The organism is Actinoplanes sp. KI2, from assembly GCF_025630775.1.
Lineage (GTDB): Bacteria > Actinomycetota > Actinomycetes > Mycobacteriales > Micromonosporaceae > Actinoplanes.
The window spans coordinates 47,844-65,365 of sequence record NZ_JAOSZE010000043.1 but is presented as its reverse complement, the minus strand read 5'-3'; the positions used below and the strand labels follow the sequence as shown (position 1 = coordinate 65,365).

Sequence of the window (17,522 nt, the reverse complement as noted above, 5' to 3'; positions counted from 1 at the left end):
CGATGTGGGGAGACGATGGCGTTCCCGGCCAACGAGCTCGAGCAGGCCCTGGCCAGTGCGCGGGCCGGCAGCATGTCGCCGGACCGGCTGCTGCAGGCGCTGGCCGACAACCCGCTGTGGGTGCCGCTGCCGGCCGGCGCCGACGCCCAGGGCAACGCCCAGCTCCCGGTCCTGGTCCTGGACGGCCGGCCGTACGTCGCCGCGTACACCTCCGCGGAGCAGTTCGCCGTGGGCGCGGGCCCGGCCGGGCACCTGGAGCTGACCGGCAAACAGCTGGCCGCGCTGCTCGCCGGCGACCTGGGGCTGGCCGTCAACCCGGGCGCCGAGCACGGCCTGCCGGTGAACCCGGACGGGGTGCGGGCGCTGCGCGGCGGCCGCACCACCGTCCGGGCCGGCGGCCGGCTGCGGCTGGGCACGCCGGAGACCGAGCCGCAGGGCCTGCTCGCCGCCCTGGCCGCGCGGTTTGCCCCGGTGCCGGCGGTGATCGAGGCCCGGCGGGCGCTGGCCCAGGCCGGCGACCAGCCGCCGACCCTGTTGATCGGCATCCGCGCCGACCACCACGACGAGGCCGGGCAGCGGCACATCCTGGACGCGGTGGATGCGGCCGTCGCCGACGCGCCACTCCCCTACGGCGTCGACACCGTGTTCCTCGACGACCCGGCCGACCCGATCACCCGGTGGCTGCTCGAGCACACCGAGCCGTTCTACACCCGCCCGGCACCCTGACGCGGGGGCGGTGCCGGACATTCGCGCCTGCCACGACCGTATAGTTCGGCCGGTGGCAGACGGCAGCGACAGTCCCAAGGAGGCCTGCGGCGTCTTCGGCGTACGCGACCCGCGGCAACCCGTAGCTCATCTCACCTACCTCGGCCTGTTCGCCCTGCAGCACCGCGGCCAGGAGTCCGCCGGGATCGCGGTCAGCGACGGCACGAAGATCCTCGTCGACAAGGACATGGGGCTGGTCTCCGCGATCTTCAACCAGCACCGGTTGCAGGCCCTGTCCGGCACCATGGCCATCGGACACACCCGCTACGCCACCACCGGCGCCAGCGCCTGGCACAACGCCCAGCCGGTCGCCCGCCAGGCCGGCGACGTGTTCTTCGCCCTCGGCCACAACGGCAACCTGGTCAACACCGCCGAGCTCGCCGCCGGCCGGCCCGACGCCAGCGACAGCGATGTCGTTGCCGCGCTGCTCGCCGACGCGCTGACCGGCGACGCCGGGGGCGACCTGACCGCCGCGCTGACCGCCGTCCTGCCCCGGCTGGAGGGCGCCTACTCGTTCGTCATGATGGACGAGACCCGGCTCATCGGCGCGCGGGATCCGCACGGCTTCCGGCCGCTGTTCCTCGGCCGGTGCGACACCGGCGGCTGGGTGCTCGCCTCCGAGACGCCCGCTCTCGACGTGGTCGGCGCCCGCGTCATCCGCGAGGTCGATCCGGGCGAGGCGGTCGTCATCGACGACGACGGCGTCCGCAGCTTCCGGTTCGCCGCGCCGCGGCGCCGGGCGCTGTGCTCGTTCGAGTTCGTCTACATCGCCCGCCCGGACGGAAGGCTCGCCGGGGTCGGCGTCCACGCGGCCCGCCGCCGGATGGGCCAGGCCCTCGCCCGGCAGGCGCCGGTCGACGCCGACATGGTCATGCCGATTCCGGACTCGTCGGTTCCGGGAGCGCAGGGATACGCCGCCGAGTCCGGCATCGAGTACGGCGACGGCCTGATCAAGAACCGGTACATCGGCCGCACGTTCATCGCGCCGACCCAGGCGCTGCGGGACAACGCCGTACGGATCAAGTTCAACGCGATCGAGGACAACGTGGCCGGCAAGCGGCTGGTCGTCGTCGAGGACTCGATCGTGCGGGCCACCACGCTGCGCGCCACGATGCGGTTGCTGCGCGACGCCGGCGCCGCCGAGATCCACCTGCGGGTGCTGTCGGCACCCTATCGGTGGTCCTGCTTCTACGGCCTGGACACCTCCGATCGCAGTCGGCTGGTCGCCGCCACGATGACCGTCGACGAGATCCGCGACCACCTCGGCGCCGACTCCCTGGCCTACCTCGAGCTCGACCGCATGCTCACGGCCATCACCCCCGAGCCCGGCGGCTTCTGCACGGCTTGCATGACCGGCGACTACCCGGCGCCGACACCGGTCTGAGTGGACCTCATGAAGACCAATCGATCCATTCCCGCCCCGACCGTGGTTCCCGTGCTCACCTATCCGGACGTGCGGGCGGCGGTCGCCTGGCTCACCGCCGCCTACGGCTTCACCGAGCGGGTGCGGATCGGCGAGGACCATCGGGCGCAGCTGCGCTTCGGCGACGGCGCGCTGATCGTGGCGGACACCGGCAACCAGCGCCGCCCGCCCACGCCCGGCGTCGTCACGCACACCGTGCTGGTCCGGGTCGAGGACGCGCGGGCGCACTGCGAGCGGGCCCGCGCGAACGGCGCACAGATCACGATGGAGCCGACCGACTTCGAGTACGGCGAGCGCCAGTACCAGGCGGAGGACCCGGCCGGCCACGTCTGGATCTTCTCCGAGACGCTGGCCGACATGGCCCCCGAGGACTGGGGCGGCGAGCTGATCGACCCGGCCTGAGACGGGGCCTCCTTCGGCCCGGTCGTTCCGCCGGGGACTGGGGCTCCTTCGGCCGGGTCGTTCCGCCTGAGTCGGGCCTCCTTTGGCCGGGTCGTTCCGCCGGAGACGGACCTGCTCAGCTCGCGGCGGGCACCCGCCGGAAAGCGGGCCACCGGAGCGGTGTCACCGCGACCAGCAGCCCGAGGCAGGCCAGCCCGGTGGCCAGCGGCCAGGACACCGACTCGCCGAGCAGCACCCCATAGGCCAGCACCGCCGCGAGCACCCATCGCCGCATCATGGCCAGGAGCAGCAGCGACGCCACCGCGGCCGGATACCAGTAGTACGGTTGGGCCACCGGGTCGGTCGCCACCCGCAGCAGCGCGGCGGCCAGCGGGACCGCGGCGATCGCCAGGCGCGCGCCCCGCATCCGCCACGCGATCATCGCCACGCCAGCCACCATGACCAGGCCCTGGACCGGGCGCAGCCACCAGCCGGCCTCGGTCAGGCCGAGCAGCGACGCCACCGTCCCGGGCGCGACCCCCCACCGATACCGGAACATCGCGAACTGCCCGGTGAGCACGAACGGCAGATAGCAGGCGACGCTCATGACGACCGCGAGCGCTCCGGCCCGCAGCGCTCGCAGCGGCCGCGCGGCGGCGAGCAGCCCGGGCACGGCGATGACCGCCCAGGGGGCGATCGCGACGCCGAGCGCGAGCAGGGCCGCTGCGGCGAGATCACGGCCGCGTCGTTGACAGACGATCGCGTACGCCCAGAGCACGGGCACCGCCAACTCCGCGGGGTGACCGTTCCACGGCATCGGCACCGCCACCCAGAGCAGGCCGAGCAGGCCGGCCACCGCTTCCCGCCGCACGTCCCCGCGGCAGAGCCACATCACGCCCGCGACGAGGGCCGCCGACCAGAGCGCCACGAGCGGCGGCCAGAGCGTGCCGTCCGGCGACGCACCGATCATCAGCACGCGGCTGATCAGCAGCTGGGCCGGCCCGGCCTGGTTCCACGGCTGCGCGTAGACCTCGCCGAACCGCCCGTGCAGCAGCAGGTCGGCGGCGCGCGCGAAGTCCGCGAGATCCGGCGTCGTGGTCAGCGTGAGCAGTCCGAGCACCGCGGCAAGCGCGGCCGCGACCGCCCGCCGACACCGGACGAGCAGCGCCACGGCCCGGAGGGGCCGGGGTTCTCCGCGCCGTCCGGAGGACCACGCGCCGGCAGCAGCACAGCCCCGGAGGGGCCCGGGTTCTCCGCGCCGTCCGGAGGACCACGCGCCGGCAGCAGCACAGCCCCGGCCGGGGCGTCCACCGTCCCGGGTCGGCGTCACGCCGCCGCCGGGATCAGGGTGGGGGCCGGCGCCGTCCGCTTGACCGTCGGCGCGGCGAGCAGTGCCGCCAGCAGCAGGATCTCGGCGCCGACCAGCCAGCTCTGCGCGTCCGCCCGCTGGCCGAGCAGCACGGTCAGGTAGGCGTCCGGCATCCCGAGCAGCGCCAGGCCCGGCACGAACAGCAGCGCCGGCGGCCGGTCCACCACGATGTGCAGCAGGACGATCGCGTACCCGATGAGCAGGAAGTGCACCTCGGAGATGCCGCCGGCCAGGAACGTGCCGAACAGCAGCACCGCGCCCAGCCAGATCGGCGACGGCGGGTCGCCCGTGCGCGACCGCCGCCACACCAAAGCCGCGACCACCACCAGGGTCACCGCGGCCGCCGCCACGCCGAGCAGGTGCGGCGCGTGCTGCCCCTCGGCCCAGCCGCGCAGCGACAGGTTGTTGACCGCGTTTTCGCCGTGCAAATTGGTGCCGGTCAGGCAGTAGCGCAGCACGCTCGGGAAGGTCGCGCCGCCGGGCACCAGGGCCATCGCGAGCAGCAGCAGCGCGCCGCCCGGCACCATCGTCTTGACCAGCGACCCCCACTGCCGGTGCAGCACCGGCACCAGCACCAGGGGCGCGAGCAGCGGCTTCACCAGCAGCGAGGCGGCCAGCAAGGCGCAGCCGAGCAGCCAGCGACCGCGGCGGAACGCGAGCAGTGCGCCGACCGCGATCGGCACCAGCAGCTCGCTGAGGTTGCCCAGGAAGATCGACCGGGTCGCGATCACGCCGCCGAGCAGGCCCATGATCGCGACGCCGAAGACGGCCGGGCGGCGACCGGGCGGCGCCTGGCGGGTCACGATCGCCGCCGTCAGCACCAGCGCGGCGAGTCCGGCCAGCACCCAGGCGACGAAGCCGGCGGTCAGCGAGCCGAGCGCGGTCGGCAGCAGCACGACGGCCGCCGTCGGCGGGTAGACGAAGAGCGGATCGGTGAAGACGGAGTGGCCGGCCAGCAGCGCCTGGGCCGCGTTGCGCATCGGCAGGTAGTCGATCCCGATCGCGACCCAGCCGCCGAGCACGTCGTTGACCCCGAGCCCGACGAAGATCGCGGCGACCAGGACGATCAGCAGCCCACCGGCCCGCGGCGGGATCCGGCGCACCAGTTCCACGTCCGCAGCATCGGTCGGCCCGGCCGCCGCCTGAGGGACTCCCAGCGCCTCCTGAGAGACTCCGAGCGCCTCCTGAGGGACTCCGAGCGCCGCCTGAGGGACTCCGAGCGCCGCCCGAGGGACTCCGAGCGCCGCCCGAGGCTCAGTCCGGCACGCTCCGGGCGTACACGACAAGGTTGGTGTTGTCGATCGTGCCGCCGCGGGTCACCAGGGTCAGCTCCGGGTGGTCGCGGTGGCCGTAGACCCGCTCGTTCGGGAAGGCCTTGCGCGGGTAGAGGCCGACGCCGGTCACCACGAACCGGACGCGGACCCCGTCGGCCCGGTCCACCAGGATCTCGTCGCCCGGCCGCAGCAGCCGCAGCCGGGCGAACGCGGCCGGCCCGTCCGCCACCGCGTCGGCCTGCCCGACGATCACCGACGACCCGGCCTCCCCCGGCGCGGGCGTCCGGCGGTCCCAGCCGACCGGCGCGTCCGCGCTCGCGGCCGGCACGTCGAGTGCCCGCTCCGGCCGCGACCCGATCGGCACCACGTCGGTCCGTACGCCGATCGCCGGAATCTCCAGCCCGACCGGCACGGAAGGGCCGAGTGCCTTTTCTTTTCTGGCATCAGCGAGCACCCTGACCTCCCGGCGGCGTCTCCCCAGCAGCGCAGCGTCGGGGCGACACCGCCCCTCCGCACGGTAGACCCGGCCCGGGCGGCGCCGGTAGATAACTGTCTGTGATCAGTCAGTCGGCTCAGCGTTGGGTGTAGATGAAGCCGAGCTTGTCGACCTCGGCACCGGAGCGGCCCTGGAAGCCGGCCACCTGCCAGCCGCCGGGCGCCGTGCGGGTGACGCAGTCCGAGGTCGTGGTGCCGCCGGCCAGGGTGTTGCCGGTGCTGGTGGTGAACTGGGCGTAGAAGATGCGGGTGGTGCCGTTGTACTTGCCCTCGCACAGCTTCGCCGAGGTCACGTACTCGCCGCTGCCCAGCGTGAGCGACCTGGCGGTGCCGCCGGTCCCGCCGTGTGCGAGCACGGTGCCGGTGCTCAGGGTGAGCGCGACCTGGTCGACCCGGCTGCCCGCGCGCATCGAGAGCACGCCGGCCCGGCCGGCCGCCGGCACGCGGTCGATGTCGGTGTAGTAGTCGCCGTGCGGGCCGCCGAACTGCTCGCTCATCTGGAACGCCGCGGTGGTCGACCAGGTGAACCGCACGCTGATCGGGTCGTGGTCGCTGAGCATCAGCCCGGACGACGTCTCGAGGAAACCGGCGTGCTCGTTGTGGTAGGCGGTGGCGTCGAGGGTGACGAACCTGCTGCTCCGGTAGAGGACCTTGTCGACCACCTCGCAGGTGTCGGTGATCGCGTTTTCGTCGCAGAGCAGCGCGTCGGTGCCGATCGCCGGCGGCACGCCGCCGCGCTCCAGCTGCACCCACGCATCGGTGAGGCCGTTGCTCCGGGCGAAATTCAAGATCGTGTCACCCGTACGGGTGTAGCGGGCATTGGAGTCGCCCATGACCACCACCGCGTTCCCGGCCGAGTGGGACGCGATGAACGAGGTGAGCTGGCTGAGGTTGTCCGCCCGCGAGGACTGGTCGCCGGCGTTGGTGCCCGCGTTGGTGTGGATGTTGTAGAAGTCCACGTACACGCCCTCGGCGAGCCGCTCCCGCATGAAGGTGAAGCCCTTCGGGGTCAGGCAGTCGCCGGAGTCGAGCTGGCACGAGTTCCAGTGCACCCGCTCGAAGTCGTCGGCGTCGTAGGCGAGGTCCGACAGCGTGTTGAGCCCGCTGCCGATCCCGGCCCCGCCGCTGGTCGGCGTCCGGTACGGGTGCGTGTCGGCGGCGTACAGGTTGGCGTGGTAGTTGAAGTCCTCCTGGACGTGCACGATGTCGTACGGCTCGAGGCGCTGCCCGACGGCCGTGGTCGCCGTGTCGCGCGGGGTCGGCGCGCTGGACAGGCCCTCGGGGAGCCCGGCGACGTTGTAGGTGAGGGCGGTGAAGGAACCGCTCGCGGCGAGGGCGGGGTGGGGCGGCAGGACGAGGACGGCGCCCACCGTGACGACGGCGGCCAGACCGGCCGCGATCCGAGACATGTACCGGACAGTAGGTTTTCACGGTCGTCGATGGAATGCGCCCGCTAAAACTCATACGTGAATAAAGGTCACGTTAACGCAGTGGTGGCAGGAACGTGCCCTATCCGGCCCTCCCCTCGATCACGTCGAGGACGTGCTCGGCGATGGCCATGCTGGACGTCGCGGCCGGCGAGGGCGCGTTGCGGATCGCCGTGACCCGCCCCAGCCGGTGGATGCGGAAGTCGTCGACCAGGCTGCCGTCGCGGTCCAGGGCCTGCGCCCGGACGCCGGCGCCGGCCCGCACGACGTCCTGCACGCCGATCTCCGGGACGTACCGGCGCGCCGCCTTCATGTAGGCGCGTTTGGACACCGAGCCGTACATCTCCTTGATGCCGGTCCGCCAGTGCTTGGCCGCCATCCGCCAGGCCCCCGGCCAGGACGCGATCCCCCACAGGTCGTGCGCCGAGAAGTCGGCCAGCCGGTAGCCCTCGCGGGCGGTGGCGAGCACCGCGTTCGGGCCCACCTCGAGCGTGCCGTCCACGCGACGGGTGTAGTGCACGCCGAGGAACGGGTACCGCGGGTCGGGCACCGGGTAGATCAGCCCGCGTACCATATCGGATTTTTCGGGCTTGACCTTCATGTACTCGCCGCGGAACGGAATGATCCGGGGCGCCGCGGTGTCGCCCGCCAGCCCCGCCACCAGGTCGCTCTGGATGCCGGCGCAGACGATCAGCTCGTCGACCCGCACCTCGCCGGCCGGGGAGGAAACGGACAGGCCGCCGGTATCCTGCCGCACGGCGGTGACCGGGAAGGCGAACCGCACCTCGCCGCCGGCCGCCACGATGTCGTCGGCGAACGACTGGGCGATCCGCACGTAGTCGGTGATCGCGGTCTTCGGCGAGTACAGCGCGGCCAGCCCGGTCCCGTGCGGCTCGATCTCCCGGATCTCCTCCGGCCCGACCCGCCGCAGCCCCGGTACCAGGTTCACCCCGGCACGGGCGGCGAGGGCGTCCAGCCGGGTCACGTCGTCCGCCGTCACCGCGACGACCAACTTCCCGCATTCGTCGTACGGCAACTGGCGGTCCGCGCAGTACTCGCGCAGCATCGCCGCGCCGCGGGTGCAGAGCCGGGCCTTGAGGCTGCCCGGCTGATAGTAGATGCCCGCGTGCACGACCCCGGAGTTGTGCCCGGTCTGGTGCACCGCGACGCGGCTCTCCTTCTCCACCACCACGACCCGCGCGCCCGGACGGCGTTTGGTGAGCTCGCGGCCGATGGCCAGGCCCACGATGCCGGCCCCGATGATCCCGATCGTCTCGTCCGACATCCCGGTCACCGCCCGAAGTGGATCGCGAGCGCGGGAACCGGCTGTCGCACGTCGGCCCAGGTGCCCGCGCCGGTCCGCTCCCCTCCGGCAAGCATTTCGTCGGTACGTACGAACATCACCACTCCTCGGGTCCGCGTGGGCAAGGCCGGATAGTAGGAACCCTAATCGTGATCGACCACGCGCCCGGCGGCATGCCCTGGTTGCAGCCCGCGCGGGCCATGCCGGGCCCCGACTCACGCCGACTTGATGACCGTGACCCTGCTGACCGGGTGGTCGTTCAGGTCGGACATCGAGGTGCCCCGGGCGCCCCAGGTGCCGTCCGCGAACGCGGCCTCCCGATCCTTGACGAGCTTGGCGTAGGTCACCTTGGAGATCCGGTCGACGCGCAGCACCCACGCCTGGTGGTTGCCGCCCTTCCGGTCGCCCAGATAGATCGTGTACGGGTCCGGGACCCCGTCGGTGAACTTGATGTTCCCGTCGAGGTAGCAGATCCCGGCCACGCAGACCGACACCGCCAGCACGGTGTCGGACGAGGTGGCTGCCAGGTCCGCGGCGGAGACGGTGAAACGCGCGTCGAACGGCCAGGACACCTTGCTGCGGTCGGCCGGCGTGACGATGCGGGTCGTCCCGGGCGCCGATGCCGGACCCGTGGTGGCGGCGCTCGTGGGCGCCGGCGTGATGGCGGCGCTCGTGGGCGCGGTGGTGGCCGCTCCCGGACCGGCCGGCCGGCCCAGCGCGGTGCCGTCGCCGGACGAGCCGCCCGGCCGGAGGACCACGACACCCACCACGGCGAGAACGATCAGGACGACGGCGCCCAGACCGCCCAGCACCCACGGCGTCCGCGAGCGCCGGGCGGGCGCCGTCCACTCGACCGGCACGGGCGCCGGCGCGGCCGAGACGACCGGCGACAGCGGCATCGGCGGTGCCGTCACCGGGAACGACGGCGCCGACGCAGGAGCTGACGAGGCAGACGCCGGCGGCGAGGCAGGAGGCGACGACGCGGGTGCCGCGGGTGCCGCCTCTGGTTCCGCGGCGAGGTAGGCGCGCGCCTGGTCGACCATCGGGTGGTCCGCACCGAGCACGCCCGGCCCGAACTGCGCCACCCGACCGTAGTTCTTGCCGGCCTCGTACCGGTTACCGAGCTCGCCGGCCACCACCGCCAGGTCGTACGCGACGGTCACCAGCACCGGATCCGCCTCGCCGACCCGCCGGCCCGCCTCGTAGGCCTCCTCGAGCAACCGGCGCGCCGCGGCCGGATCCCCCGCCCGCCGATGGAGGGCGGCCAGCTGCTGCATGGTGGTCAGCAGCTCCCGGTCCCCCGCGGCGAGATCGGCCCGCCCGAGCTCGATCGCCCGCTCGAGCACGTCCCGCGCCCCGTCGGGATTCCCGCCCTCGGCGAGGGCCTGGGCCTGCTGACGGGCTTGCGAGAACGGAGATGACGGCGGCACCCCGCCATGCTGCACAAAGATCGTTCCGGGCGCCAGGTGCGAGTGGCGGATCGGACATTACGCAGGGGGCCGGATCACCGTGGAGCACCTGTCTCCGCGGGACCGGATGGGGCGGGACTGAGCGCGGTCAGCGCGTCGCCCACGGCGGCGAGCAGCTCGGCCGACGTGAACGGCTTGCCCACCAGGGCCGGGTCGGCCTCGCTCCGGCCGGACAGGTACAGCACGCGCAGTCCCGGGAACCGGCTGCGCAGGTGCTCGGCGGCAGCGGGCCCCACGGCCTCCGTGACCAGCAGCGCGACGCCACTCAGGTCCGCCTCCGCGAGCGCATTCTCGGTCAGCTCGACGGTTTGATATCCGTTGTCCCGCAGGATGCGGACGACGAGGTCGCGCACGCTGGGGTCGTCGTCGAGCACCGCGACCCGTTCGCCGTGGCCCTGCGCCGGCGGGGTCCGGGCCGGTTCCGCCGACGACTCGCCCGGCTCTTCGGCCAGCGGCAACAGGATCCGGAACGTCGTGCCCACGCCCAGTTCGGACTCCACGCCGATGTGCCCGCCGGCGTCGCCGACGATGCCGTAGACGGTCGCGAGCCCCAGTCCGGTGCCCCGGTCCGCCGGCTTGGTCGTGAAGAACGGCTCGAACAACCGGTTCTTCACCTCGTCCGTCATGCCGGTGCCGGTGTCGCGGACGGTCAGCGTCGCGTACCGCCCCGGCGGCAACGACTCGGCCGCGTCGCCGGCCGGCTCGGCGGCCTCGGTGCCGATCGTCACCACGCCGCCGTCGGGCATCGCGTCCCGGGCGTTGACGACGAGGTTGAGCAGGATCTGGTCGAGCCGGCCGCGGTTCGCGCGCACCGGTACCCGGTCCGGGCCCGGCCGGCACTCGAGCCGGACGCCGGAGCCGATGGTGCGGCTCAGCAGGTCGCCGGCGTCGGTGACGACCACATTGAGGTCGACGATCTCCGTCTGGGTCGGCTCCCGCTTGGCGAACAGCAGCAGCTCGCCGGTCAGGGTCCGGCCGCGCTCGGCCGCGTCCCGGATCCGCGCGAGGTCGCCGGCGCCGTCCCCGGTGACCTGCTCGGCGAGGAAGTCGGTGTAGTTGAGGATGATCGCGAGCAGGTTGTTGAAGTCGTGAGCGACGCCGCCGGCGAGCTGGCCGAGGCTCTCCAGCCGGGTGGCCCGCTCCAGCCGCTCCTTGGCCGCCTTCTCCTCGGCCTCCCGCCGCTTCACCTCGGTGAGGTCACGCTCGGTGGCGGCCGCCGCGACCACCCGGCCGTGCCGGTCCCGGATCGGCGACACGACCATCGACAAGGGGAAGACAGTGCCGTCGCTGCGCCGGCCTTCCGTCTCCGGGATGCGGACCTGCTCGCCCTTCCGGAGCAGCTCCAGAGCTTCCGGCACCCGCGCCGCGTGCCATGGTGACAGAAACGTCGCCAGCTTGTGGCCGACCACCTCGTCCGCCCGGTAGCCGTACATCCGCTCGGCGCCGCCGTTCCACGTGGTGATGTTGCCGTCGAGCGTGCTCCCGATGATCGCGTCGGCGGACTGTTCGGTCAGGGCGGCCAGCATCTCCCGCTCCTCGGCGGCGCTGGCGGCGGACAGCTCCAGCCGTAGCTGGTGGCGGGCCATCGCCCAGCCGATCGCCGTGACGCACAACAGCACCAGCAGCCGCAGGATCTGGTCGGCCGTGCCCAGCAGGCCCTGCCAGGTGGAGATGGCGAATCCGGCGACCAGCGAGTAGCCGCCCACGGCCAGCACCACCTTCGGCTTCGCCGAGGCGGCGGCGAGCGCGGGACCCAGCGCCACCCAGCCAAACATGAGCATGTGCGCCGGCGCCACGGCGGCCACCACCGCCAGCACGGTCACCGCGATCACCGCGATCAGCGCGTACCGGGGCCGCGGCACAGCGCTCCGGCCTAGTGCCGGCTTGATGACCTCCATCGTCGGGCGGCCTTCCCGCGAAACTGGTGCCGGTTACCCGGACCGGATATCGGCAGAATACGGCCGATACTGGTCGTACCTTTGGCGTTCCCGGAACACGACCCGCCGTCCCCGGCCTGACAGCGCGTTGCCGCAGGTGGGCGGTATTCTTGCCCGCACCCGGTCCGGCGGCGACTACAAGGACGACGAATATCGATGGCGGCAGAGCGCGACGGTGACCGTCGGCAGGTGAGCGACGCCCTGCGCGACGCGATCCTCAAGGGCGAGTTCCTGCCCGGTGAGCGGCTGGTCGAGGCCCAGCTGATGACCAGGTTCACGGCGAGCCGGTTCACCGTGCGCGCCGCCCTGCAGGATCTGACCGCCGAGGGCCTGGTGGAGACCCAGCGCAACCGGGGCGCCCTGGTGCGCAAGGTGTCACTCGACGAGGCGGTCGAGATCACCGAGGTACGCATGGTGGTCGAGGGCCTGATCGCCGCCCGGGCCGCCGAGCGGATCGACGACCGGCGCGCCTCCGAGCTCGACGAGATCGGCCTGCTCATGCGGCGCGCGGTCGAGGCCGGCGAGCATCGGCGCTACCACGACCTGAACGGCCGGCTGCACGCGCTGATCCGCGAGATCGCCGGCCATCGCACGGCCGATCGGATCGTCGGCACGCTGCGCGGCCAGCTGGTCCGCCACCAGTTCGTGCTCTCCCTGCTGCCCGGCCGGCCGCGGCAGTCGCTGCCCCAGCACGAGCGGATCATCGCGGCGATCCGCGCCGGCGACCCGAAGGTCGCCGAGGAGTCGATGCGCGAGCACATCTCCAGCGTGATCGAGGCGCTGCGCTCGATCGACCAGCTGGGCGGGCCGGCCTGACGCTCCGATCAGGAGTCCGCCGGCAGGCTGATCGTCACGGTGGTGCCCCGGGGCCGGTTCGGACCGGCCGTGACCGTTCCGCCGTGCTGGGCGGCGGTCTGCGCCACGATCGCCAGGCCCAGGCCCGATCCGGGCATCGAGCGCGCCGCGGTGGCCCGGTAGAACCGATCGAAGACGTGCGGCAGGTCGTCCTCGGCGATGCCCGGCCCGGTGTCCGAGACGGTCAGCGTCCCGTCGCCGGTGAGCGTCGTGGTCACCGCGCCGCCGGGCGGGCTCCACTTGGCCGCGTTGTCGAGAACGTTCACGACCATGCGCTCGAGCTCGCCCGGGCGCCCGGTCACCGTCACCGGGGACAGGTCCGCGTCGAAGGTGAGGCCGGGCGCTCTGATCCGTACGCGATTGATCGCGGCTGTCACCACATCGCTCAGCTCGACCGGCTCCGGCTCCTCCCGGGTGGTCTCCTCGCGAGCGAGCTCGACCAGCTCGGTGGTCAGCGTAGCCAGCTCGCGCACCTGCGCGTCGAGATCGGAGAGCAGTTTCGCGCGGTCCTCCGGCGGCAGCCGATGCGCCAGCTCGGGCTGCCGCTCGACCGCGAGCAGCAGCTCCACGTTGGTGCGGATGCTGGTCAGCGGCGTGCGCAGCTCGTGCCCGGCGTCCTCGACCAGCGCCCGCTGAGCCTGGCGGGAGCTGTCGATCGCGGCGAGCATCGTGTTCACCGAGCGGCCCAGCCGGGCGACCTCGTCCTCGCCGGTGACCTCGATCGGCCGGGTCAGATCGGTGGTGGCCGCGACGTCCTCGACCGCGGAGGTGAGCCGCTCCACCGGGAGCAGGCCGGTGCGGGCCACCGCCCGGCCGGCGAGGGCCGCAGCCGCGATGCCGATCACGCAACCGGCGGCCAGCAGCAACGCCAGAACCGTGAGCGTACGCCGGGAATCGTCCTCGCTGATCGCCACCTGCACCGCGCCGCCGCCGTTCAGCGGGAACGTCAGCATCTGGTAGTGGCTGCCGCCGATGGACACCCGCTCCTGCACCGGGTGCCGGCGGGTCTGCCCCGAGGCCGCCGCCCGGCCCCGCGCGGTCACCGGCAGCGGGTTGTCCGGCGAGCTGATCACGGTGCCCGACCCGTCGACGATCTGCCAGCGCGGCCCCAGCTCCCCGCGATGGGGGCCCCGGCCCGGCCGCCCGGCGCCGGGAAAGCCCGGGGCGGGCCGCTCCGGGCGGGCGGCCGCCCACTGGCCGGGCGCCTGGGCGATGGCCTGCGCGTCGGCGCTGAGCTGGGCCTTGATCCGATGCTCCTGCAGCTCCCGCACGGCGATCCAGGACGCCGCCGCGAACGCCACGAGGGCCAGCGCGACCGTCCCGGCGACCAGCAGCGCCAGCCGCGAATGCAGGCTGCGCCGGTTCCACCAGGCCGCGGGGGCCGACGGGGTAGTCACAGCGGCTCCTCCCGCAGCGCGAAACCCACCCCGCGAACGGTGTGCAACAGCCGCGGCTCGCCCTCCGCCTCCAGCTTGCGCCGCAGATATCCCAGGTAGACGTGGATGCTGTTGGAGGACTCGCCGAAGTCGTACCCCCACACCTGCTCGAACAGCGCCGCCCGGGTCAGCACCTGCCGCGGGTGCCGCAGGAACGCCTCGAGAATCGCGAACTCGGTGCGGGTCAGCCGCAGCGCCCGCGCCCCGCGCCACACCTCCCGGGTGGTCGGGTCGAGGCGTACGTCGGCGAAGGTCAGCCAGTCGTCGCCGGCCGGCTCCGACGGACCCGGCGGCGCGGTCAGCACCGAGCGCCGCAGCAGCGCCCGCAGCCGGGCCAGCAACTCCTGCAACGCGAACGGTTTGACCAGGTAGTCGTCGGCGCCCGCGTCCAGCCCGGCCACCCGGTCGCCCACGCTGTCGCGGGCGGTGAGCATCAGGATCGGCAGGACGACGCCGTCGGCGCGTAGCAGGCGGCACGTCTGCAGGCCGTCGAGCCGCGGCATGCTGACGTCGAGGATCATCGCGTCCGGCTCGGCCTCCCGCACCGCGTCGAGCGCCTCGACCCCGTCGGCGGCCGTGTCCACCCGGTGGCCCTCGAACCGCAGGGTACGAGCGAGCGAGTCACGCACCGCCGCGTCGTCCTCCACCACCAGGATCCGCACGGGTCCCCTCTCACCTCAGGTTCGCGGCGTCCAGCGCGGACTGCAGCGACTCCTTGTAGCCGTCGCTGGTGACGGTAGCGCCGGAGACCGCGTCGATGTCGGCGCTCTGCCGGTCGAGGGTCTCCTGGCGCAGGATCGGCAGCGCCTGCGAGTTGATCTCCACGTCGCGGCCGTTGTTGCTCGGGTAGGTCGGCACCGCCACGTCGGTGATCTTTCCGCCCGAGACGGTGATGCTGACCTGCAGCGGCCCCCAGCGGGTCTGCGCGACCGACCCGGCGTACGTCTTGCCGCCGCTCGTCGAGGCGCCGCCGGTCGCCGGCCCGTCGTCGTCGCTCTCCCCGCCGGAACCGGCGTTCAGCGGCGCCGAGGCGACAGCCGGGGCGGAGGACGGCCCTGCCAAGCTGGTCCGATAGCTGAACAGCAACACCACCGCCGCCACCGTGGAGAACAGCCACAGTGTTATCCGCCGCATCTCGTCCCTTCCGTCTTCACCACGAGAACAGTTCGGTGTGCACCCGCTCGGCCGGCGTCCCCGCCTGCCGCGCCGCCGCCCGGGCCGCCTCCGCCCACACCTCGGGCCCGCAGATGTACACGTCCGACCGCGCCACGTACGGCGCGATCTCGGTCAGCGCCGCCGCGTCCGCGTGGTCCGCGTACTGCGCCGGCAACCACGACTCCCGCTGCGCGCGCCGGCCGAGCAGGTAGACCACCCGGACGCCGCGCCGCGCCGCGAACCACTCCAGCTCGTACCGGAACGCGATCTCCGCCTCGCTGCGGGCCCGGTAGATCAGCGTCGCCTCGCCGGGCCCGTACGGCAGCTCGCCGAGCAGCGACAGCAGCGGGGTCACGCCGATCCCGCAGGCGAGCATGGTGACCGGGCCGCCGGCGTACGTCTCGCTGGTGAGCTTTCCGTACGGCCCCTCGACCAGCGCCTTCGTCCCCGGTGACAGCCTCGCCACCCGGGCGCTGCCGTCGCCCAGATCCTTCACGGTGATCCGCAGGAGGCCGCCGTGCGGCGTGGCGCTCAGCGAGTACGGATGCGATCGCGACCAACCAGGACCGTCCAGGAACCGCCACTGGAAGAACTGTCCGGCCCGCACCGGCAGCCGATCGAGCTCCCGCCCGCTCAGGTAGACCGAGGTGAGACCCGGCCCCTCCACGGCCACATGGGAGACGACCAGGCGGTGCCGCCAGTTGCGCCAGGCGGGCAGGCCGATCCGGTATGCGACGACCGCCCCCGCCGACACCGCGTAGAGCGTCCACCAGTAGACCGTGGCGGCCGGCGAGGCGAGAAAGTCCTGACCGGTCCAGAGCTGATGCGGAAGTGCCAGACCGACGCCCAGGTACGCGTACAGGTGCAGCAGATGCCACGACTCGTAGCGCAACCTGCGACGGGCCGCGCGCAGCGAGGTCACCACGACCAGGACGAGCAGCGCGCTGCCGGCCACCGCGAGCAGCATGCCCGGATAGTCGACGGTCAGCTCCCAGAAGGTCTGGACGAACCGGACGAGGCTGCCATACCCGATCGTGATGAGCACAATATGCGTCACCATCAGCCAGAACGAGCTGAAACCGACCCACCGGTGCCACCGGGCCAGCCGATCCTGACCGAACGCGCGCTCCACGATCGGCACCCGGGCCATCAGCAGCACCTGCAGCAACAGCAGGTCGGCCGCCCACAGCCCGGTGATCTGGCCGGCGGCGAGCGCGAAGCTGCCGTCCGACAGCGCCTGCACGCCGCCATCCGACACCCAGAGCGCCGTCACGACCAGCAACGACGTCCCGGCCGCCAGGCCACCCAGATCCGCCCACCACCGTGGAGCCGCCGGAGCACGGCGGACGATCGGCGGCGACGCGATGGACATGCTCCTACCATCGACGGCGCAGGTTAAAGGTGCCGCACGCTTCCCTAAGAGTTGGCTAAGAGCGCGAAAATGACCGGGTGGGCGGGGTGCTGCACTCGGCCCGCGCACTTCCCGATCAGCGGCTCGGCGCGCCGCGGTCAGCCTTTGAGGATCGCGCCGCGGTCAGCCTTTGAGGATCGCGCCCCGGTCAGCCTTTCAGGATCGCGCCCCGGTCAGCCTTTCAGGATCGCGCCCCGGTCAGCCTTTCAGGATCGCGCCCCGGTCAGCCTTTCAGGATGCGGCGGGCCGCCGCCAGCAGGTGGTCGCGGAAGTCCTCGTCGTCGAGGCCCTTCACCGCCGGGTCGGCCCCCGCCATGATCAGCCCGCCGCTCAGCACCGCTATCCGCACCCGGCTGCCCGGGTCGGGCGCGCTGCCGCCGAGCAGCTGCCGGATGCGGTGCAGCGAGCGCAGCGCCGGATGCGCGCTGACGAGGCGTTTCACGACCGGATCGAAGCTGAGCGTGGTCGTCACCTTGCGCTCGTCCACGACCAGGTCGACGATCCCGGCCAGCACCGTCTCCCGGCGGGCGGTCTGCCCCCGCTGCGCCTCGGCGTGGTCGGCGAGCGGCCCGAGCCGCTCGAGCGCCGGATGGATCACTGCGAGCACGATGTCGTCCTTGGACTGGAACTGGTGGTAGACGGCCGCCTTGGTGACGCCGAGCCGGTCGGCGATCATCTGCAGCGACGTGCCGCTCACCCCGTGCTCGGCAAACAGGTCGAGCGCCGCGGCGAGCAACCGCTCGCGGGCCGTGCCGGGCCGGTTCTCGTGCATTCCGGGATGCTACCGGGTAATGCGGGCACCTAGCCGCTCGGCTATTCTGC

General features: G+C 73.0%; 17 protein-coding genes. 5 read left to right on the top strand and 12 right to left on the bottom strand.

All coding sequences use genetic code 11. The features are described 5' to 3' along the window. Positions 1 to 15 precede the first annotated feature (15 nt). From ODJ79_RS36260 to ODJ79_RS36250, 3 genes are read left to right on the top strand one after another with little or no spacing between them, the layout of a single operon-like run. Positions 16 to 726, top strand: coding sequence for an enhanced serine sensitivity protein SseB (locus ODJ79_RS36260; protein WP_263028187.1), 711 nt, complete (start codon positions 16 to 18; stop codon positions 724 to 726). Between the two features lie 52 nt (positions 727 to 778). Continuing rightward, complete coding sequence (gene purF, locus ODJ79_RS36255; protein ID WP_263028186.1) at positions 779 to 2,149, top strand: amidophosphoribosyltransferase; 1,371 nt, start codon at positions 779 to 781, stop codon at positions 2,147 to 2,149. A 9-nt stretch (positions 2,150 to 2,158) separates the two neighbouring features. After that, positions 2,159 to 2,590 carry a VOC family protein gene (locus ODJ79_RS36250; RefSeq protein ID WP_263028185.1) on the top strand — a complete coding sequence of 144 codons (432 nt, stop codon included), beginning with the start codon at positions 2,159 to 2,161 and terminating at the stop codon, positions 2,588 to 2,590. A 115-nt stretch (positions 2,591 to 2,705) separates the two neighbouring features. Here ODJ79_RS36250 and ODJ79_RS36245 read toward each other — a convergent pair whose 3' ends face one another. The 7 genes from ODJ79_RS36245 to ODJ79_RS36215 form a co-directional block, all read right to left on the bottom strand. Then, positions 2,706 to 3,740 carry a hypothetical protein gene (locus ODJ79_RS36245; RefSeq protein ID WP_263028184.1) on the bottom strand — a complete coding sequence of 345 codons (1,035 nt, stop codon included), beginning with the start codon at positions 3,738 to 3,740 and terminating at the stop codon, positions 2,706 to 2,708. 155 nt (positions 3,741 to 3,895) lie between these two features. Continuing rightward, the gene (locus ODJ79_RS36240; RefSeq protein ID WP_263028183.1) at positions 3,896 to 5,050 is read right to left on the bottom strand and encodes a glycosyltransferase family 87 protein; all 1,155 of its coding nucleotides are present in this window, start codon (positions 5,048 to 5,050) and stop codon (positions 3,896 to 3,898) included. A 142-nt stretch (positions 5,051 to 5,192) separates the two neighbouring features. Continuing rightward, a complete protein-coding gene (locus tag ODJ79_RS36235; protein WP_263028182.1) occupies positions 5,193 to 5,666 on the bottom strand; it encodes a sortase domain-bontaining protein in 474 nt (157 codons plus the stop codon). 118 nt (positions 5,667 to 5,784) lie between these two features. Beyond that, positions 5,785 to 7,116: a jacalin-like lectin gene (locus ODJ79_RS36230; protein WP_263028181.1), complete on the bottom strand. Its 1,332-nt coding sequence runs from the start codon at positions 7,114 to 7,116 to the stop codon at positions 5,785 to 5,787. A gap of 100 nt (positions 7,117 to 7,216) precedes the next feature. Further along, entirely contained in the window at positions 7,217 to 8,419 is a 1,203-nt protein-coding gene (lhgO, locus tag ODJ79_RS36225) for an L-2-hydroxyglutarate oxidase (RefSeq protein WP_263028210.1), read from the bottom strand. Positions 8,420 to 8,652: 233 nt separating this feature from the next. After that, on the bottom strand, positions 8,653 to 9,867 hold the full coding sequence (locus ODJ79_RS36220; protein WP_263028180.1) for a tetratricopeptide repeat protein: 1,215 nt from the start codon (positions 9,865 to 9,867) through the stop codon (positions 8,653 to 8,655). 74 nt (positions 9,868 to 9,941) lie between these two features. Continuing rightward, entirely contained in the window at positions 9,942 to 11,768 is a 1,827-nt protein-coding gene (locus ODJ79_RS36215) for a PAS domain-containing sensor histidine kinase (protein WP_263028179.1), read from the bottom strand. A gap of 25 nt (positions 11,769 to 11,793) precedes the next feature. On the opposite strand from ODJ79_RS36215, the gene ODJ79_RS36210 reads away from it, so the two are divergent. Continuing rightward, the gene (locus tag ODJ79_RS36210; RefSeq protein WP_263028178.1) at positions 11,794 to 12,036 is read left to right on the top strand and encodes a hypothetical protein; all 243 of its coding nucleotides are present in this window, start codon (positions 11,794 to 11,796) and stop codon (positions 12,034 to 12,036) included. Next, positions 12,033 to 12,659, top strand: a complete 627-nt coding sequence (locus ODJ79_RS36205) for a GntR family transcriptional regulator (RefSeq protein WP_263028177.1) — start codon at positions 12,033 to 12,035, stop codon at positions 12,657 to 12,659. Before ODJ79_RS36210 ends, ODJ79_RS36205 begins: the two co-directional genes overlap by 4 nt. An 8-nt stretch (positions 12,660 to 12,667) precedes the next feature. On the opposite strand, the gene ODJ79_RS36200 is transcribed toward ODJ79_RS36205, so the two are convergent. The 5 genes from ODJ79_RS36200 to ODJ79_RS36180 all read right to left on the bottom strand — a co-directional run bounded on the left by ODJ79_RS36200 (position 12,668) and on the right by ODJ79_RS36180 (position 17,472). Beyond that, complete coding sequence (locus ODJ79_RS36200; protein ID WP_263028176.1) at positions 12,668 to 14,095, bottom strand: sensor histidine kinase; 1,428 nt, start codon at positions 14,093 to 14,095, stop codon at positions 12,668 to 12,670. Further along, positions 14,092 to 14,796, bottom strand: a complete 705-nt coding sequence (locus tag ODJ79_RS36195; RefSeq protein ID WP_263028175.1) for a response regulator transcription factor — start codon at positions 14,794 to 14,796, stop codon at positions 14,092 to 14,094. The genes ODJ79_RS36200 and ODJ79_RS36195 overlap by 4 nt, the downstream gene beginning before the upstream one ends. A 10-nt stretch (positions 14,797 to 14,806) precedes the next feature. After that, positions 14,807 to 15,268, bottom strand: a complete 462-nt coding sequence (locus tag ODJ79_RS36190; RefSeq protein WP_263028174.1) for an FMN-binding protein — start codon at positions 15,266 to 15,268, stop codon at positions 14,807 to 14,809. A 16-nt stretch (positions 15,269 to 15,284) separates the two neighbouring features. After that, entirely contained in the window at positions 15,285 to 16,661 is a 1,377-nt protein-coding gene (locus ODJ79_RS36185; RefSeq protein WP_263028173.1) for a ferric reductase-like transmembrane domain-containing protein, read from the bottom strand. 262 nt (positions 16,662 to 16,923) lie between these two features. Further along, positions 16,924 to 17,472, bottom strand: coding sequence for a TetR/AcrR family transcriptional regulator (locus ODJ79_RS36180; protein ID WP_263028172.1), 549 nt, complete (start codon positions 17,470 to 17,472; stop codon positions 16,924 to 16,926). Between the last annotated feature and the right edge of the window lie 50 nt (positions 17,473 to 17,522).

Excerpts from the sequence above, each read along its gene's own strand:
- ODJ79_RS36260 (WP_263028187.1), top strand. The coding sequence starts at position 16 with ATGGCGTTCCCGGCCAACGAGCTCGAGCAGGCCCTGGCCAGTGCGCGG.
- ODJ79_RS36250 (WP_263028185.1), top strand. The coding sequence starts at position 2,159 with ATGAAGACCAATCGATCCATTCCCGCCCCGACCGTGGTTCCCGTGCTC.
- ODJ79_RS36230 (WP_263028181.1), bottom strand. The coding sequence starts at position 7,116 with ATGTCTCGGATCGCGGCCGGTCTGGCCGCCGTCGTCACGGTGGGCGCC.
- lhgO (WP_263028210.1), bottom strand. The coding sequence starts at position 8,419 with ATGTCGGACGAGACGATCGGGATCATCGGGGCCGGCATCGTGGGCCTG.
- ODJ79_RS36210 (WP_263028178.1), top strand. The coding sequence starts at position 11,794 with ATGACCTCCATCGTCGGGCGGCCTTCCCGCGAAACTGGTGCCGGTTAC.
- ODJ79_RS36190 (WP_263028174.1), bottom strand. The coding sequence starts at position 15,268 with ATGCGGCGGATAACACTGTGGCTGTTCTCCACGGTGGCGGCGGTGGTG.
- ODJ79_RS36185 (WP_263028173.1), bottom strand. The coding sequence starts at position 16,661 with ATGTCCATCGCGTCGCCGCCGATCGTCCGCCGTGCTCCGGCGGCTCCA.
- ODJ79_RS36180 (WP_263028172.1), bottom strand. The coding sequence starts at position 17,472 with ATGCACGAGAACCGGCCCGGCACGGCCCGCGAGCGGTTGCTCGCCGCG.